Here is an 18,150-nt window from a genome sequence, read left to right on the forward strand (position 1 = left end):
AGGATATTTATGCCCTTTTTTAGCTCCTCTTTTTGTCTTTCTTTTTCCTTTACCACTTCCTTTATGTTTGATTGTCAGTGTTGATTACTATATATTGTATGTCATACATATTTTGGTTTTTTGTCGTGATTATTTTTATTAATTTTGCACATCCCTATATATTCTACAAATCTCTTTAAATTCCTTCAATTTCTCCAATTAATAAATTATCTTTTATTTCTTTTATTTTCACTGGGAAAATCTCATTTCTAAGTAACTTTCTATCTCCTTTAACAGCTACACTTAAATAATTATCAGTCAAGCCTTCCACATAACCCTCCATATTCTTTACCGGTTGTTCAAAGAGGACTTCCAAAGTTTTCCCTATAAAACTCTCCATAAATTTATATTCACACCTATTAGACAATTCTATGAGCTTTTTACTCCTATCTTCTTTTATATGATTTGCAACTTGATTTGGAAAGTTGTATGCTCTTGTACCTTTTCTCCTTGAATATTTAAAAACATGCATTTTGCTAAAACAAATCTCTTCCACAAATTTGTAAGTCTTGAGAAACTCCTCTTCCGTTTCACCAGGAAATCCCACCATAACATCTGTAGTTATCGCCACATCCTTGATGTATTCTCTTAACCTATCAATTACACTTTTGTACTCCTTTGTAGTATATCTTCTTCCCATTCTTTTTAAGGTTTCATCACATCCACTTTGAAGGGATACATGATAATGCCTGCACATCTTAGGCAAGTTAGCTATTTCTTTCACAAACTCTTCAGTTAAAAAAGTAGGCTCAATAGAACTAAGTCTTATCCTTTTTATGCCATCTATTTCATGAATCATCTTTATAATGTCCAAAAGCCCAATATTTTTTAAATCTTTGCCATAGGAAGCTATGTGTATACCTGTGAGAACAATTTCTTTATACCCTGAATCAGCAAACCTTTTTACTTCATCTAGTACTTTTTTGGGGTCTCTACTTCTCACAGGTCCCCTGGCGTAAGGGATTATGCAGTAAGTACAGTATTGATTGCAGCCGTCTTGAATCTTTATATATGCCCTTGTCCTTTCTGTATAAGCTGTTACTCCAAATTCCTCATATTCCTTTTGAGTCATTATATTATTTACCACACTCAACTTTTGATTTTTTTGTGTAAATTCCTCTACTAATTCCACTATTTTGTCCTTATTTTTCGTACCAATCGCTATGTCCACTTCCGGAAGAGAAAAAGCTTCCTCTGGACTTACTTGCACATAGCAACCAGCAGCTACTACCAGCGCATCAGGATTTTTCTTTCTAGCTTTTCGTATCTCCTGCCTTGACTTCATATCACTTCTATTTGTTACAGTACAGGTATTTATTACGTAAACATCCGCTTTTTCATTAAAATCAACTACTTCATAACCAGCTTTTTTAAAAAGCTCAGCCATGACTTCTGTCTCATATTGATTTACCTTACACCCCAAAGTATAAAAAGCAACAGTTTTTTTATGACCATATCTTTCATAAAATTCCTCATTACTAAGAGTTAAATCTACTTTTGCCACTTTAAAAATGCTCCTCCTATTAAATCTCTTTTTTTCATATTATATCACATATTATAACATGCTATTGCATACAAAAAATAGGCCCCGAAGGCATTCAGTTTGTTGACAAAGTTAAAAAAATATTCAAAGGAGATATTTTGCATCGTCGCTCCGATGTTCCAAAGCGACAAAACATAAGCTTCCCCTTCAGGTTCCGGCAGGGTACCTACGTCAGGTGGCATCCATGCCTTAAGGTGCCCGCCTCCGCCCTCCTTGGCTTCGGCCCTGCCTCCACCCTCGGTCTTGCTAAGTTTCCCGGCACTCAAGTAAGTATAGTTGTTTTTTTATTTTTGCTTTATCAAACTCTCCTACTTGAGTGCCGGGTCGCTTTGTAACAAGTTGCTCCTTATGCAAAATATCTCCTTTACGAAAGTTTATCTACAATTTGACATGCCCTAAAGGGCATTAGAAAATATCTTTTTGTTCTTTGTTTATTAATAATTTAACCCATATCTCCTAATTCATACATTACTATTGAACAAACTGCGATGGCTGCTGTCTCAGTTCGCAAAATCCTGGGGCCTAAGCTTACAGGCTTAATACTTTTGTTTAAGGCTAATTCAATTTCCTCTTGAGAAAAACCTCCTTCAGGGCCTATAAAAATTCCAATTTTTTTACGCCTTTTGCCTTTTCCAACACCTCTTTTAATTTTGAAGTTTGTTCCTTTTCATATGGAATTATGCATAGATCAAACTTATCAACCTGATTTATAGCCTCTTCAAAGGAAATAGGCATACAAATTTCGGGCACCCCAGTTCTGCCCGATTGTTTACAAGCTTCTTCACTAATTTTTCTCCACCTAGCAATTTTTTATTTATATTGCTTTTAGTTATGTCTACAACCGTATAACGAGTCACAACTGGGATAAATTTTTAACTCCAATTTCTGCACATTTTTGAATAATCAATTCCATTTTATCTGACTTAGGCAAGCCTTGAAATAATGAAATTTCTAAGGCACTCTCTGTATTTGATTCTAATTCTCTTTCTAAAAATAAAATAAGCTTGTCTTTTTTTATCTCTTCAATGCGAGCAGCATATTCTTTTAATCCATCCGATGCAACAATTTCATTTCCTCTTTTAAGCCTTAAGACATTTACCAGATGATGAAAGTCTTCTCCTTCTATATAGACAAATTCTCCTTTAATATTTTGCCTATCAATAAAAATTTTTCTCATAAGCTCTCACTTTTTCCTTGATAATATTGCACACCATTCTCCTTCTTCTCTAATTTGCAACACTTCAAAAAATTCTTCAACTTTTTGCAAAACTTCTTCTTTTCTACTTTTTATTATACCACTAGCTAAAAATAAGCCCTCTTCTTTTAAGTATTTAGGAGCCTCTGCCGACAACTTAATTATCACATCAGCAATTATATTTGCCACTATAATATCCGCTTTTCCTCTAAATTCGCCTAATAAATCACTTTTAAATACTTTTACATTTTGTAAGTTATTTAATTCTACATTTTGTCGGGCTACTTCCACGGAAACTTCGTCTATATCTGCCGCATAAACTTCCTTTGCTCCTAATTTGCTACTAGCAATACTAAGTATGCCTGAACCACAACCTACATCAAAAACTATCCTTTCTGGTATCACAATCTCCTCTAAAAATTCCAGACACATCTTTGTAGTCTCATGGGTGCCTGTGCCAAAAGCCATTCCGGGGTCTAATTCGATAATTATCTCTTCTCCTTGAGATACATATTCTTCCCAAGAAGGCTTAATCACTATTTTCTTCCCTATTTTTAAAGGCTTATAGTACTGTTTCCAATTGCTTGCCCAGTCCGCTTCATCTACTTCTGAGACTTTTAAGTCAAAATTGCCTATATCAATTCCAAAAGATTTAAGTTCTACAATTCTATCTTTTAAAATATTTATTCTATCTATAGTATCTGAAGCAATAGGAAAATAGGCAAAAACCTTAATATTTCCCTCTTCTTCAAAAAGAGAAGGGTCAAAGTAATCCCAATTATCACTTTGCGCCAACAGTTTTACATCATTAGGGTTTTTTATAACTACACCGCCAGCCCCTAATTCGTGCATGATATTTGACACAGCCTCTTCTGCCTCTTGTGAAGTTGTCACTTGTACTTCAATCCATTTCATTCTTTTCCACACCTTTACTCAAATTTATTATCCGCCAAAAGCGTCCTTCATCCTTTGAAAAAATGATTTTGATTCTGTCGTAGTATTTCCTTCTAATTTTTTAATTCTCTTAGCAATTCTTTTTGCTTTTCTGTCAATTTTTTAGGCACATCAATATAAACCTCTACAATTTGGTCTCCGCGTCCTCTTCCATTTATGTGAGGAATCCCTTTTCCCCTTAACCTAAACTTAGTCCCTGTCTGGGTCCCTTCTGGTATTGTAAAGCTAACTGTTCCATCCAGCGTAGGAATTTTTATTTCTCCACCTAAAGCTGCATCAGCAAAACTTATGGGCATTTTCAAATGTACATTGTATCCTTCTCTTGTAAATAACTCGTGGGGTTTTACGTGAATTACAATATACAGGTCTCCCCTTGGACCTCCTCTTAAGCCTGGCTCTCCTTCTCCTCTTAAGGTAAGCATTTGTCCTTCGTCTATTCCCGCTGGTATAGTAACTTTAATTTTTCTCCTCCTCCTAATTTTACCTGTGCCACCGCATTTGTTGCAAGGGTCAGTAATAATTTTTCCTTCACCATGGCACTTAGGGCATGTTCTTATATTTACAATTCTTCCAAAAGGAGTATTCTGTGCAGTTCTCACTTCACCAGTTCCATGACATACAGGACAAGTCTCTGGTTTACTACCCGGCTTGGCCCCTGTTCCTTTACACGTATCACACTCTTCAAATCGTTCAACCTCTATTTCTTTTTCTGCCCCAAAAGCAGCTTCTTCAAAAGTTAAAGTAAGGTCATACCTTATATCGTTCCCTTTTTGAGGGCCTGTTTCTGCTCTTCTCCTGCCAGTACCAAAGAAATCATTAAAAATATCGCCAAATATATCGCCAAATCCTCCAAAGCCTCCAAAATCAAAACCGCCCTCTCCAAAAACCTCCTTGACCAAATCCACCTTGGCCAAAACCGCCTTGCTCAAAGGCTGCGTCTCCAAATTGGTCATATTGGGCTCTTTTTTGAGGGTCGGAGAGAATTTCGTAAGCTTCGTTTATTTCTTTAAATTTTTGCTCTGCTTCTTTATCTCCTGGGTTCAAGTCAGGATGATATTTCTTAGCAAGCCGTCTATAAGCCTTTTTTATTTCCTCTTCTGTGGCATTTCTATCTACTCCTAATATTTCATATAAATCTTTTTTAGCCACTTTCTCACCTGCCTTTCATTACGTAAATTAGAACCAGGTAAAACCTGGTTCTATATTATTTATTATCATCCTCCACTTTGTAATTGGCTTCATAAACATTGTCCTGTGTTGTACCTTGTCCAGCACTACCAGTATTTGTAGCTCCTCCCGTTTGTCCTCCCGCTTGTTGGTATATTCTTGTAGAAACTTTGTAGAAGGCTTGTGAAAGTTTCTCAGAAGCATTTTTAATCGCTTCTATATCGCTTCCTTCAAGAGCTTTTCTCACATTTTCTATTTCTCTATTTATTTCATCTTTTTCAGCTTGCGTCATCTTATCTCCAAGGTCTTTCATTGTTTTTTCAGCTTGATAAATGAGAGAATCTGCTTTATTCCTTATTTCGATTTCTTCTTTCTTCTTCCTATCTTGTTCTTCATACTGCTTAGCCTCATTAATCATTCTTTGTATCTCTTCTTCTGACAAATTAGTTGTAGAAGTAATAGTTATATCCTGAGATTTGCCAGTACCTAAGTCTTTTGCAGAAACATGTACAATTCCATTGGCATCTATGTCAAAAGTAACTTCAATTTGAGGTACTCCTCTTGGAGCTGGTGGAATCCCTGACAAAATAAACCTTCCAAGAGTTTTGTTGTCTTTTGCCATAGGCCTTTCGCCTTGTAACACGTGTATTTCAACAGAAGTCTGATTATCCGCCGCAGTAGTAAATATCTGGCTCTTTCTTGTAGGTATTGTAGTATTTCTCTCTATAATCTTAGTAAATACTCCACCTAATGTCTCTATACCCAAGGACAAAGGTGTTACGTCCAGTAAGAGAATATCTTTCACTTCTCCGGCCAATACTGCCGCCTGTATAGCTGCACCTATAGCCACTGCCTCATCTGGGTTAATTCCTTTGTGAGGTTCTTTACCCATTATTCTCTTTACTGTCTCCTGTACCAAAGGCACTCTTGTAGAACCACCAATGAGAATGACTTTATCAATATCAGAAGGTTTTAAACCTGCGTCGCTTAATGCTTGGTTAACAGGACCTACAGTTGATTCTACAAGGTCGGAGATTAGCTCTTCGAATTTTGCCCTTGTAAGATTTACATCTATATGTTTTGGACCTGTAGCATCAGCAGTAATAAATGGCAAGTTTATATTAGTAACCGTTGCAGAAGAAAGCTCTATTTTTGCTTTTTCTGCAGCATCTTTTAGTCTCTGCAATGCCATCCTGTCACTTCTTAAGTCAATTCCATATTCTTTTTTGAAGTTGTCAGCAAGCCAATCTATTATCCTTTGGTCGAAGTCATCCCCACCCAAATGGTTATTGCCACTTGTAGCCAAAACTTCAAATACTCCATCTCCTATTTCCAAAATAGAAACATCAAAAGTACCGCCACCTAAGTCATAAACCATTATCTTTTGATTTCCTTCTTTGTCAAGTCCATATGCCAAAGCAGCAGCTGTCGGCTCATTTATTATTCTCAAAACCTCAAGACCTGCAATCCTACCTGCGTCTTTTGTAGCCTGCCTTTGGCTGTCATTGAAATAAGCAGGAACAGTAATTACCGCCTGTGTAACTTTTTCGCCCAAGTAAGCTTCTGCATCAGCCTTAAGCTTTTGCAAAATCATTGCAGAAATCTCTTGAGGTGTATACTCTTTATCGTCAATTTTTACTTTGTAATCAGTTCCCATGTGTCTTTTTATAGACATTATAGTCCTGTCAGGATTTACAATTGCCTGCCTTTTTGCAACTTGCCCTACTAACCTTTCTCCTTCTTTAGTAAAAGCGACGACTGAAGGCGTAGTACGAGCTCCTTCTGCGTTAGGTATTACTACAGGTTGGCCTCCTTCCATAACAGCAACACAAGAAAATGTAGTTCCTAAGTCAATTCCTATAACTTTCCCCATATTTTTCAACCTCCTTTTTATTTTGCTACTTTAACCAAACTTGGTCTTATTACTTTATCTTTTAGATAATACCCTTTTTGGAAAACTTCAATAATTTCATTTGGTTGCTTTCCTTCTACCTCTTCCTGCATTACAGCATGGTGTTTATAGGGGTCAAAAATCTGCCCCTCTGCTTCAATTTCTTTCACACCAAATTTATCCAATATTTTTTAAACTGCCTGTAAATTAATTCTATCCCTTCTTTTAGAGAATTATAATCTCCACTGCTTGCCAAAGCTCTTTCAAAATTATCCATAATAGTCAAAAGTTCTAAAATCACTGTTTCTTGCCCGTAATCGATCATCTCAGCTTTTTCTTTTTCTATTCTTTTTCTGTAATTTTCAAATTCTGCTTTCAATCTTTGTGCAATATCTAAATATTCTTGAGCTTCAGCCTCTTTTTGCTGAAGTTTTTGCTTTAATTCCTCTATTTCATCAACCGTTTGTTGCTTATGCTCCTGCTGTGTTTGTTCTTCCTCTTCAGGAGGCCCTTCCATTTGTTCATTTGATTCTAAATTATTTACATCCTTTTCCTCCTCTTTGTTAATTTCTTTTTCCATCTCTTCCACTTATATCACCTCGTTATATTTCATCATTGTATATACTCGACAAAAGATTTGAAAGCTCTTTTGTCATCATATTGATTTCGTTAATCAACCTTCTATAATCCATTCTTGTAGGTCCTATAATTCCTATTGTACCCACCACACGACCGTTAATCTTATAAGTGGTTTTTATTACGCTTAAGTCTTTCATCTCTTCAAACTTGTTTTCACTTCCTATTCTCACATCTATAAAATCTACTTCAGGCTCTAAAACTTCGTTCAATAACGACTTGTTGTCCAAAAGATTGAAAAAATTTTTTGCTTTGCCTAAATCCTTGTATTCAGGAAAATCTAAAATATGGAAAGTTCCATCCGCATAAATGTCCGTTTCTTGTAACTGCTTCAAGCTCAAAAGTATAGTGTTTATCAATTCGTCGGCTATAAAAGCTACCTCTCCCAACATCTGCCTTAAATCTTTTTGTAAAAACTCAAAAATATCTTTTTCGCTTTTGCCAGCAATTTTGTCATTTAACAAATTGTTTAAAAACTCAAAGATAGTTCTATCTACATTTTGGCATAAATTTAGCAAGTAATTTTTTACAATTCCTGTGTCTGTCACTACTAAAAAGATCATTTTATTAGAAGCAACAGGTATAAGTTGGATTTTCCTTATTCTATCAGGGTTCAACTTTGGCATTTTAGCAACTGTAGTATGGTGAGTTATGTTAGCCAAAATTCTTGCATATTTCTTTACAATTTCATCAAATTCTGCTATTATTTCCTCGCGAGTATTATAGCTAATTGGAGGGTCATTGTTTATATAATTTCGAAGAATGCTGTCTACATAAAATCTATATCCTTTATCTGAAGGTATTCTTCCTGCGGAAGTATGAGGTTGCTCCAAATATCCCATTTCTTCTAAATCCGCCATTTCGTTTCTTATAGTAGCAGAACTTAGTCCTATATTGTACTTCTTAGCTATTGTTCTCGACCCTATTGGCTCTGCCGTCATAATATAATCAGTAATAACCGCATATAGTATTTTTTTCTTCCTATCATCTAACGGCATTTTCACCACCCCATGTATTATTAGCACTCTACTCGATTGAGTGCTAATTCATGTTTTTAAAATACCACTCTTATAATTTTTTGTCAATACTCATTTAGGGCAGAAATTCTTCAAAAATGACGTTAGAGACATCAATACCCCTCTCGGTAAGTTTTGCACACTCATTATCAATCTCAATTAGACCTTCATTTAAGTATTTTTGTATTACTTTTTTGTAAAATTCAAACAAACTGATACCAAATCTTTTCTTAAAATCCTTGTCACACACTCCTTTTGTCATTCTCATTCCTAAAAACATAAACTCAGCCATTCTATCTTCTTTTGCCAACTTTATTTTTTCCTTAACTGCACTTTTTCTTTCTAAAATGCTCTTAATATAGTCTTTTATATTTTCAATATTACTATATCTCACACCCTCCATATAAGAATGGGCTCCTGCACCAAATCCCAAATAATTTTTGCATTCCCAGTATAAAATATTGTGGCGACATTCAAATGTGGGCAATGCAAAATTAGATATTTCGTAATGGTGATAACCTTTTTCTTTTAAAAACTCTATACCCCAATGATACATTTTAAGCTCTTCTTCCTCATCAACTATAGGCAACTGACCCTTTTCATAAAGTCTGTAAAAGGAGGTGTTAGGTTCTAAAATCAAGCTATAAGTAGAAACATGCGTCGGCTGTAATTTTACTACTTCTTTTAAAGTTTCTTGCCACTCTTTAAAGGTTTGAGTAGGAAGAGCATACATCAGGTCAATATTTATATTGCCAAAGAACTTTTTCACTAACTCATAATTTTCAAAAAAATCTTCTATTGTATGAATTCTACCTATATATTTTAAAAGCCTATTTTGAAAAGCTTGAAGTCCAATACTTACTCGGTTTATCCCGTTGTCTTTATAAATTTTTAGTTTTTCTTCAGTTATAAGGCCGGGATTCATTTCAATAGTAATTTCGCAACCATCAAGTATTTTATAATTTTTAAATACAGACTTCAATATCCTCTCTATATAAGAAGGAGGCAAAAGGTTAGGGGTCCCTCCTCCTATATAAACCGAAACCACATTATAATCTTTTGTAGAATTTGATTCTATTTCCATAAGTAGTGCCCGAATATAGTCGTCAAAAAGATAATCATAGCCTGCATAAGAATTAAAATCACAATAATAGCATTTTCTTTTACAAAAAGGAATGTGAATGTATAGTCCTATCTCCCTCATTTTTCATCATCTAGCTTCAATATTGACATAAAAGCCTCTTGAGGTATTTCAACACTTCCCACCTGTCTCATGCGCTTTTTACCTTCTTTTTGCTTCTCCAAAAGTTTTTTCTTACGAGTTACGTCTCCTCCATAACACTTGGCAAGAACGTTTTTTCTCAAAGCTTTTACAGTCTCTCTTGCAATAATCTTAGAGCCTATTGCAGCCTGGATTGGAATCTCAAAAAGATGCCTTGGAATATTTTCTTTTAACTTTTCTACAATTTTTCTCGCTTTTTCATAGGCTTTATCTTTATGAACTATCATGGATAAAGCATCTACCAATTCGCCATTTATTAAAATATCAAGCTTTACCAAATTAGATTCTTTATACCCTTTAAGCTCATAGTCGAAAGAGGCGTAACCCCTTGTTCGTGATTTTAAAGCATCAAAAAAGTCATATATTATCTCATTTAAAGGCATTTCATATTTTAAAAGTATGCGAGTTTGTTCTAAATATTCCATTCCTAAATATGCTCCCCGTCTATCCTGGCAAAGCTCCATAACTGCCCCTACATATTCAGTAGGCACCATAATAGTAGCTTCCACAATTGGCTCTTCAATATGATCTATTTGCGTAGGAGGCGGCATTTTTGTAGGATTGTCCAAATCCAATACCTCTCCATTAGTTTTGTAAACTTTGTAAATTACACTTGGTGCAGTAGTGACAAGATTTAAGTTGTACTCTCTTTCCAACCTTTCTTGAACTATTTCCATGTGCAAAAGTCCCAAAAAGCCACACCTAAATCCAAAACCTAAGGCAGCAGAGGTGTCAGGTTCAAATACAAGTGACGCATCATTTAGCTGAAGTTTTTCTAAAGCTTCTTTTAAATTTTCATAATCTTGTCCATCCGCAGGATAAATTCCACAAAAGACCATTGGCACTACTTCTTTATAGCCAGGAAGTGGAGAATCGGCTGGATTATCTGCATCTGTTATTGTATCTCCTACGCGAGTGTCTTTTACATTTTTTATGCTGGCAGCAATATATCCAACTTCACCTGCTTTAAGCTCTTCTACTGGATAAAGGTTAGGTCTAAACATACCCACTTCTGTAACTTCAAAAACTTTGCCAGTAGAAAACATTTTTATTCTCATTCCTGGTTTAACAATTCCATCTACTACCCTTACAAAGCTTATTGCACCTTTGTAGTTATCATAAAAAGAGTCAAAAATTAGCGCTTTTAAAGGCTTATTTTCATCTCCTTTTGGAGGGGAAATTCTATTTACAATGGCTTCTAAAACTTCTTCTATACCTATGCCTTCTTTAGCAGAGGTAAGCAAAGCATCTTCTGCGTCAATCCCAATCACGTCTTCAATTTCTTTTTTACAAGTTCAGGATTTGCTGAAGGAAGGTCTATTTTATTTATCACAGGTACTATCTCTAAATCATGTTCTAAAGCCATATACACATTAGCAAGGGTTTGCGCCTCAATCCCTTGTGTAGCATCTACTACAAGGAGGGCCCCTTCACAAGCTGCAATACTTCGGGATACCTCGTAAGTAAAATCCACATGTCCAGGGGTATCAATGAGATTAAGCTCATATTCATTTCCATCTTTAGCTTTATAAATCATTCTTACAGGCTTTAACTTTATAGTAATTCCTCTCTCCCTTTCTAATTCTAAATTATCTAAAATTTGCTTATCTGTTTCCCTTTCAGAAAGAAAACCTGTTTTCTCAATAAGTCTATCTGCAAGAGTAGATTTACCATGGTCTATGTGAGCAATAATGCAAAAATTTCTAATATACTGCATCCTCTCTGACATTTTGTACCTCCTCAAAAATTAAAGACTTAGACCTCATTTCCAAAATCGCCCTTTAAAGTATTGGCTTAACCCTCCTATGTCAATAACTGACTCCTTACCAAAAATTTTAACGATCACCTTTTCGCTATTTGAATATACACCAAATATATTTACTTTCCTCACTCCAGTAGTAATTTCATTAAAGGAAGAATCAGCTATTACAAGTCCTACTACCATAATAACAATGTACAATAAAAGAGCAAAGATTACAAGTCTCTTTCTTTGAATCTGTTTCTTTCTCTCTCTTGTCCTTGTAAGCCTCATCTTTTATCTTCCCTTCAAGGTATCGTAAATCTTGTATATTTCTTCAATCATTTTATTGCAACTATATTTTCCCACACTTTCTTTTCCTCTTAAGCTTATATTTTTTCTCAATTCCTCATCTTTCAAAAATTTCTCTATAGCTTTTGCCAACTCTTCAGGACTTTCTTTTTCTACCAAAATTCCTTCAACGCCATCTTGTATAATTTCTGGAATACCTCCTACTTTTGTAGCTACGACAGGGACTCCTTCACTTAAAGCTTCAATTACAGAAATTCCAAATCCTTCTTCATGTGAGGGAAGCACAAATACATTGAGATTTCTCAAGAAAGAAGGGATGTCATTTCTATACCCCAATAAAAAGAATCTGTCCTTTAAATTTAAACTATCAATCATTTTTTGTAATTCTTCTCTAAAAGGGCCATCTCCTGCTACAAAAAAGTAGGCATTTACATTTTTTAAAATTGAAGCCGCTTTTATTAAATCTTGAACACCTTTAGCAGGTATAAGCCTTGCTACACTTCCTACAATAAAAGAATCTTGTGGCAAATTGAATTCTTCTTTTAAATTAAGAGTTGTTTCCTCGTAGAAAGAGGTATCAATACAATTGTACACCACTTTTATTTTATTTTCTTTTACATTTTGATTTAGAACTAAATCATCTTTTAATGCTTGAGAGACAGCAATAAACTGATGGGTTTTTTTGTCTAGAATTTTTGTTAAACTCAATAAAAGTTTCTTTTTGTAAAAACTCATATTATTGTAATTTGCAAAGTTGTGGACTGTCACTACTGTTTTTACAGGCATAGCAAAACATGCGACTCTTCCTACCAATGAAGCTTTTGCCCCATGCATGTGAACAATGTCTGGCTTAAACTCATTTACTACCTTTCGTATAAAATTAATTGTCCTGTAATCTTTTTTTAAACTAATTCCGTCCCCAATGTCAATGTCATATACTGCAATCCCTAATTTTTTGAGATATTCTTGAGTTTTTTTGTCAAAAGAGCACAAAACAGCAATTTCATATTTATCTTTGTCTAACAATCTAACCAGTGATAATAAATGCTTTTTCATTCCTCCTTCTGATTTTCTTACAATTTGCAATACCTTCATTTTTCCCATAAAACCACCTTTTAAGACATTTCATCAATAACAAAATGTATTAACATAGGTCCTACAAACACCATCATTGTAGCTGCCGCTACAATTCCTGAATCGTTAAAAATTAGAGCAAGAATGCTTCCTATAATCGTCGCAACAAAGCATATTCGAATGTAGGTGTGTTTTTTGAAAATTTCACTCAACACTCCAACAGGTTTGAAGAAAAGAATTAGTAAAACAACTATAAGTGTCAACAATACTCTCGACCATATAGAATATTTTATGAGCTTATAATTCATTAAAAGCTTTCTTTCAAAAATTTGTAATAAAGATTTTATACCGTGACTTTTTACTAAAGCAAAAGTTTGTCCTATGTGAGTTTGTTGTGAAACTGGCCTTAAAGAATCCAAGTAAAACAAGCCCAAAAGCATTAAAACTATCCCGGCACCAATATATATTAAATTTTTTATGTTAATTTTTTTCCAGACAAAAGCAGCAGCGAAACAGCAAAAGCTCCAAAGGCTGTTATCGATCCTCCAACATTTGTACCTATACTTGGAGCTGCAATAAAGTAGAATACCAGTGCGTATATTATTGTAGTTATAGCTAAAAGCAGCTTTTTATTCGAAAAAATTTCAAAAGCCATTGTAGTAAAACATAAGACGGCTCCAATCAATACCCCCATATACTCGTTTCCTATGCCATAAAAACGGGCACCTCCGATGACGTCATAGCTTAAAAAAGAATTTTTTAGCAAATATTGCCCTGTCACAAGGTCAATTAGCAAAACAAGGGAAGTAATTAAACCTATTATAGCATAGAAATAATAACCATAAGGGTTAATTTCATGAATCGCTATAATCGCCACTGCTGTCAAAAATAATATTCCCACGATGCTATTTGATAGGCTAGTATAATTAAACAAAGGTAATAGCAAAAAAGTCAAAGGAATAGTAGAAACAAAAAACAATAGAGGTTTTAAATAGACCGCATACTTTTTCAAAAGCAGCAAAACTAATAGGGCAAAAATTAAAATTATTATCTCTAAAACCACATAAGTTTTTAAGAAAATAGGCCTATAAGTGTAATTAAAAACTAGTTTATGACTCTCAGCTAATAATTTGTCTACATTTCCTTTGTAACCAGAATTATAAAGGGGATGTCCCGTCAAAAAAAGTTGGTATAGGAATATCAAAATACTGTAAAATTGTTGGCATTAAATCTGTATTTGTGACAATCCCCTCTCTTTTTGTTGTGTCTGAAGTAACATAGCCTTTAGTAAAGCCTGGTCCAAAAAGTATTATGGGGGTTAAATAACTCTTTTGCCCCATATCTTTAGATGGAGGAAGTGGAGTTAAGACAATGTATAAGGTGTTGGGACTGCCTTCTCTTATGACTTTGCCAATAAATTCATCTGCTTCGTATAAAGCCCTTTTTTATTTCTCTCATTAATTTTATCCATCGCATATTTATGGTAATCATTCGCTCTTATCGTATCTCCCAATTGAAAAATAGTTAAGTCAGGTTTTTCTTTCATCTCTGTATATTTTTGATAAAGCAAATTATAATCTGTCATAATGCCAAAAGGGCTTAAAGGGTCTCTTTTTAAAATATTATCACTCACATCGCCAAAATCTACGATTCCTTTTTCATCCATTACTATAAGAGGCGCATATCTTCTTTGTTCTACATCAGTATCTTCATTGCCAAACACAGCAACAGTTTTTCCATTTTGTTTTAAAAGAGCACCTAATAAGCCAGGTACTACAATGTGATTTCGAGTTAGGTTATTTCTCTCTATTTGCGCAAAATCTAAATTTACTATATTAAATACTTGTGGCTTAATACCTGTATTTCTTTTGAAAATTATAGAGGCTTGTTCTCCATTTACTATTTCAGAAGCGTTAAAATTAAGGGAAGCTTTTTCAGAACCTACAGCTCTTGTCCCACAACCAATTGTCATATACACGTTTTCAGGGGTCCTGCCTCCATCAGAATTTACCGTCATAAGTCCATATGTACCATTTTCCATGAGGTATTTTATATTAGGAAGGTCATTTGCAACATAGTCATTTAAATTAACCCTGTCTACAATAAAAATAACTATTTTTCTATCTTTTATATTATTTACTTGTCCATAAGAAACAGTGCTAAAGAGGATTAAAAACGCCAAGGCCAATCCCATTATCCTTGCTGCAAATTTCATAAAAAACCTCCTAAATCTTTGATAATTACAGTAATTTATTTTAACCTTTTTTAAATTAATATCAACATTTATCGCTATAAAATAAAAAGCAGTCTTCACTGCCCAAAATCTTGTTGCTGCTTTATCACTTCACTAATGGCTTTAGCCAGATACTTTGTAGTTGCAATTGCCTCCTCTAAAGTATTATAGTTACTTCCTAATTCTATCAGTATCGACTTTTCAAGAAGATGCTGATTATATTCACTGTAGGGCTTTACCTGTACTCCTAAAGATAGGCCGGGATAAAGTTCATTTAATTTATCACTTATTCTTTTGGCAAATTCGTAATTTCTTCTCCAATCTTCTTTCATTTCCGGTGTCCTTCTTGAACCTATTATGAAAGAAACTTTTGCTACTTTTTCCCCGTTTATTTCCATCACATATTTTTTTCTAAAATCTTGGTTTGGCAAATTGCTCAAAACAGGAATAGTTTCTACCCCTGGTTTCATAACAGCACCATAGCCATCTCTATGCAAGTCAATTGCAGCCTTAATAGAAGGATACTCTTTTAAAATTTTACTGACCGTTGCAAAAGAGTTTACATAGGATTTGTCATAGTTGTAATCATTGATAGTTTTATCGTGCAATACAGGAATTCCTTCTTTTCTAAGATATTCCGTAAGATAATCTGCTACTTTTGCAACAGTATAATTTAAATCATCTGTCCTATCATAGCCGTACCTTGCTATGTATTTGTTCTTTTCTGTAGCAGCATAAGCTTCCATAGTATGAGTGTGATATATCAAAAGATAGGGTTTACTATTATCTATATTTTTCGAAACCGGTTTTTCTTCCTCTCCTTGTGTCTGCGGTGTGTTTTTGTCACTTTGTGCATTAGTATCAGACAAATTCACATTGTTATTAGAAGGAGGATTTGTTTGTGCATCATTATTCTGTATATTATTAGCACTTACTTTTTCCAAATCTATCTGTGCTAAAATTGGAAGTTGAAATTTCAATATATTAATAGGGTCTTTAACTTTAGCATTTAACAAAGAGGAAAAGGTTAAATCCTTTCCTGTATACCCTTGAGAAGTAAATGCTACTTCTATTATCGGCAGGGTATAATTTATTGAAGTTACAAATAAACTGTTTAATTTATCATACTCCTCTGAAAAAGAATCACCAATTATTTGTCTATATTCACCCTTATAAGGTTGTGTCATCCAATTATAAAGAAAAACGTTTATCAATAACAAAATTAGAAACATTATTCTGCTTATCTTTGAAAAACTATAATACCTGTACAAAAAGAAGCACCTCTCTTTGGTTTTTATATTTTATAAATATTCCATCAAGAGGTGCTTTAGTACTTTATGTTTAATGAAGCAATTGATTCATTTCCTTTTCCGTAAGCCCAGGTTGTAGTGCAAGATTTATCCCTCTGGAAATAATTGAAGATATATTTTTTACCAATAAATCTACTTCTTTAGGAGTAACTACAAGATTATGTACATAAGGTGTTAAAACTTCTTGAATGAGACTGTATTTCTCTTGTTGACTCATATTCTTAAGTACTTCATAAAAAGGGCTTTCTTCTTTGGTCTGTTTTAGTAACTCTTCTGTTAAATATTCGATGGTGTCGTTAGCAATTGTGACCGCATCTACTACTGTAGGAACTCCTATGGCTATTACAGGTATCCCTAAGCTTTGCTCAGTAATGGAAAGCCTTCTATTACCTATTCCAGACCCTGGACTTATACCTGTATTTGAAATTTGAATAGTAGTAGACAACCTCGCTAATCTTCTCGAAGCCAAAGCGTCAATTGTAATTATTAAGTCAGGTTTTATTCTGTCAACTACACCTTTTAAAATTTCAGCTGTTTCTATCCCGGTTATGCCTAAAACTCCGGGAGAAATTGCGCTGACAGACCGAATTTCATCGCCAAACTGTTGAGGTGCATATTCCTTTAAATGCCTTGTCACCACAATGTTAGACACCACCCGTGGCCCTAAAGCATCAGGGGTGACATTCCAATTGCCTAACCCTACTACTAAAACTTGTGTATTTTCCGTCAAATTAGCTATTTCTTTAATTATATCTGCTAAAACTTTCGCAACTTCTTCCTCTAAATCCAAGTCCCTTTCAATGAGGCCGGGGGCTTCAATAGTTATATAGTCCCCCACTGGCTTCCCCATTGCTTTTTCTCCTTCTTCATTTAAAATTTTGACCTTTGTCACTTTTATACCCTCTAAGTGTTTTTCCTCCACACTCACCCCTGGAATCTCTCTTCCTTTGTATAATTCTCTCGCTTCTACTGCAAGGTCTGTCCTTATACTGTACATCTACATCACCTCAACTCTGTCGGTACAAAGGCGTCAACCAATCCTATCACAAAAGCAGCAATCAACGAACCAACTATTGTTGCGTGAATGGTAGGAACAATAAACTGAGAAACGTATATCACTACCGCCGCAACAATAAATCCTACAAAGCCACGGCTTCTTGGTGAAATATCTTTCCCTAATATTAATTCTACAATATAGCCTAACAAAGCTATTACCACCGCTGAAATAAGAGCTCCCCAAAATCCTGCGACGCTAAACCCTGGAACAAGATATCCTACCACTAACAGCACAATAGCTGACACAATAAAGCGAATAACTGTTTGTAACATTAAATCACCTCCTTTAATTATGATGAACAAATTGACAAATTTTATACCTCTGTGGTAAAGTAAAAAGTGTATTAATCCTTGAAAAACTATTTCTTTCGTGGTAAAATTAAATTCGATTGAGGAGGTGAAGCTTTTGGCAAACACAAAATCTGCAAAGAAGAGGATTTCTGTTATCGCAAAAAGGACTTTACGCAATAAAATGATAAAATCAAGAGTTAAAACATTTATTAAAAAGTTTAACGAAAGTTTAGCTACAGGAGATATAGAAACAATAAAAGAAAAATTAAGACTTGCTGTCAAAGAATTGGACAAAGCTGCCACAAAAGGAGTTCTCCACAAAAACACAGTGGCAAGAAAAAAGTCCAGACTTTATGCAAAATTTAACAATCTTTTAAAATCAGCAGCAAGTAATGAATAAAGCGTACCTTAAA

General features: G+C 34.5%; 11 protein-coding genes and 5 pseudogenes. 1 reads left to right on the plus strand and 15 read right to left on the minus strand.

Annotated features, from left to right (window positions below):
* Positions 1-175 precede the first annotated feature (175 nt).
* The 15 genes and pseudogenes from mtaB to THESIDRAFT1_RS12515 form a co-directional block, all read right to left on the minus strand.
* Positions 176-1,543, minus strand: a complete 1,368-nt coding sequence (gene mtaB / locus THESIDRAFT1_RS12445; RefSeq protein ID WP_003869514.1) for a tRNA (N(6)-L-threonylcarbamoyladenosine(37)-C(2))-methylthiotransferase MtaB — start codon at positions 1,541-1,543, stop codon at positions 176-178.
* A gap of 481 nt (positions 1,544-2,024) precedes the next feature.
* Positions 2,025-2,759 (minus strand): annotated as a pseudogene (locus THESIDRAFT1_RS14830) (16S rRNA (uracil(1498)-N(3))-methyltransferase).
* A 6-nt stretch (positions 2,760-2,765) separates the two neighbouring features.
* A complete protein-coding gene (gene prmA, locus THESIDRAFT1_RS12455) occupies positions 2,766-3,692 on the minus strand; it encodes a 50S ribosomal protein L11 methyltransferase (RefSeq protein ID WP_006570546.1) in 927 nt (308 codons plus the stop codon).
* 27 nt (positions 3,693-3,719) lie between these two features.
* Positions 3,720-4,880: pseudogene (dnaJ, locus tag THESIDRAFT1_RS12460) on the minus strand (molecular chaperone DnaJ).
* A gap of 55 nt (positions 4,881-4,935) precedes the next feature.
* Entirely contained in the window at positions 4,936-6,771 is a 1,836-nt protein-coding gene (dnaK, locus tag THESIDRAFT1_RS12465) for a molecular chaperone DnaK (protein ID WP_006570548.1), read from the minus strand.
* A gap of 17 nt (positions 6,772-6,788) precedes the next feature.
* Positions 6,789-7,369: pseudogene (gene grpE / locus THESIDRAFT1_RS12470) on the minus strand (nucleotide exchange factor GrpE).
* 22 nt (positions 7,370-7,391) lie between these two features.
* Positions 7,392-8,423: a heat-inducible transcriptional repressor HrcA gene (gene hrcA, locus THESIDRAFT1_RS12475; protein WP_003869520.1), complete on the minus strand. Its 1,032-nt coding sequence runs from the start codon at positions 8,421-8,423 to the stop codon at positions 7,392-7,394.
* Positions 8,424-8,517: 94 nt separating this feature from the next.
* A complete protein-coding gene (hemW, locus tag THESIDRAFT1_RS12480; protein WP_006570550.1) occupies positions 8,518-9,645 on the minus strand; it encodes a radical SAM family heme chaperone HemW in 1,128 nt (375 codons plus the stop codon).
* Positions 9,642-11,452, minus strand: a pseudogene (lepA, locus tag THESIDRAFT1_RS12485) (translation elongation factor 4). Before lepA ends, hemW begins: the two are co-directional and overlap by 4 nt.
* Before the next feature lie 33 nt (positions 11,453-11,485).
* Positions 11,486-11,755 carry a hypothetical protein gene (locus THESIDRAFT1_RS12490; RefSeq protein ID WP_003868082.1) on the minus strand — a complete coding sequence of 90 codons (270 nt, stop codon included), beginning with the start codon at positions 11,753-11,755 and terminating at the stop codon, positions 11,486-11,488.
* Between the two features lie 3 nt (positions 11,756-11,758).
* On the minus strand, positions 11,759-12,877 hold the full coding sequence (locus THESIDRAFT1_RS12495; RefSeq protein ID WP_006570552.1) for a glycosyltransferase family 4 protein: 1,119 nt from the start codon (positions 12,875-12,877) through the stop codon (positions 11,759-11,761).
* 11 nt (positions 12,878-12,888) lie between these two features.
* A pseudogene (locus THESIDRAFT1_RS14835) lies at positions 12,889-15,062 on the minus strand (hypothetical protein).
* Between the two features lie 95 nt (positions 15,063-15,157).
* Positions 15,158-16,351, minus strand: a complete 1,194-nt coding sequence (spoIIP, locus tag THESIDRAFT1_RS12505; RefSeq protein ID WP_006570554.1) for a stage II sporulation protein P — start codon at positions 16,349-16,351, stop codon at positions 15,158-15,160.
* 70 nt (positions 16,352-16,421) lie between these two features.
* Positions 16,422-17,387 (minus strand): GPR endopeptidase, encoded by a 966-nt coding sequence (gene gpr / locus THESIDRAFT1_RS12510; RefSeq protein ID WP_006570555.1) that lies wholly within the window; start codon positions 17,385-17,387, stop codon positions 16,422-16,424.
* Between the two features lie 5 nt (positions 17,388-17,392).
* Positions 17,393-17,719 (minus strand): phage holin family protein, encoded by a 327-nt coding sequence (locus tag THESIDRAFT1_RS12515; RefSeq protein WP_003869527.1) that lies wholly within the window; start codon positions 17,717-17,719, stop codon positions 17,393-17,395.
* A gap of 133 nt (positions 17,720-17,852) precedes the next feature.
* Between THESIDRAFT1_RS12515 and rpsT the strand changes: the two genes are divergently transcribed.
* A complete protein-coding gene (rpsT, locus tag THESIDRAFT1_RS12520) occupies positions 17,853-18,137 on the plus strand; it encodes a 30S ribosomal protein S20 (protein WP_003869528.1) in 285 nt (94 codons plus the stop codon).
* The last annotated feature ends 13 nt before the right edge of the window (positions 18,138-18,150 follow it).

Source organism: Thermoanaerobacter siderophilus SR4 (assembly GCF_000262445.1).
Lineage (GTDB): Bacteria > Bacillota > Thermoanaerobacteria > Thermoanaerobacterales > Thermoanaerobacteraceae > Thermoanaerobacter > Thermoanaerobacter ethanolicus.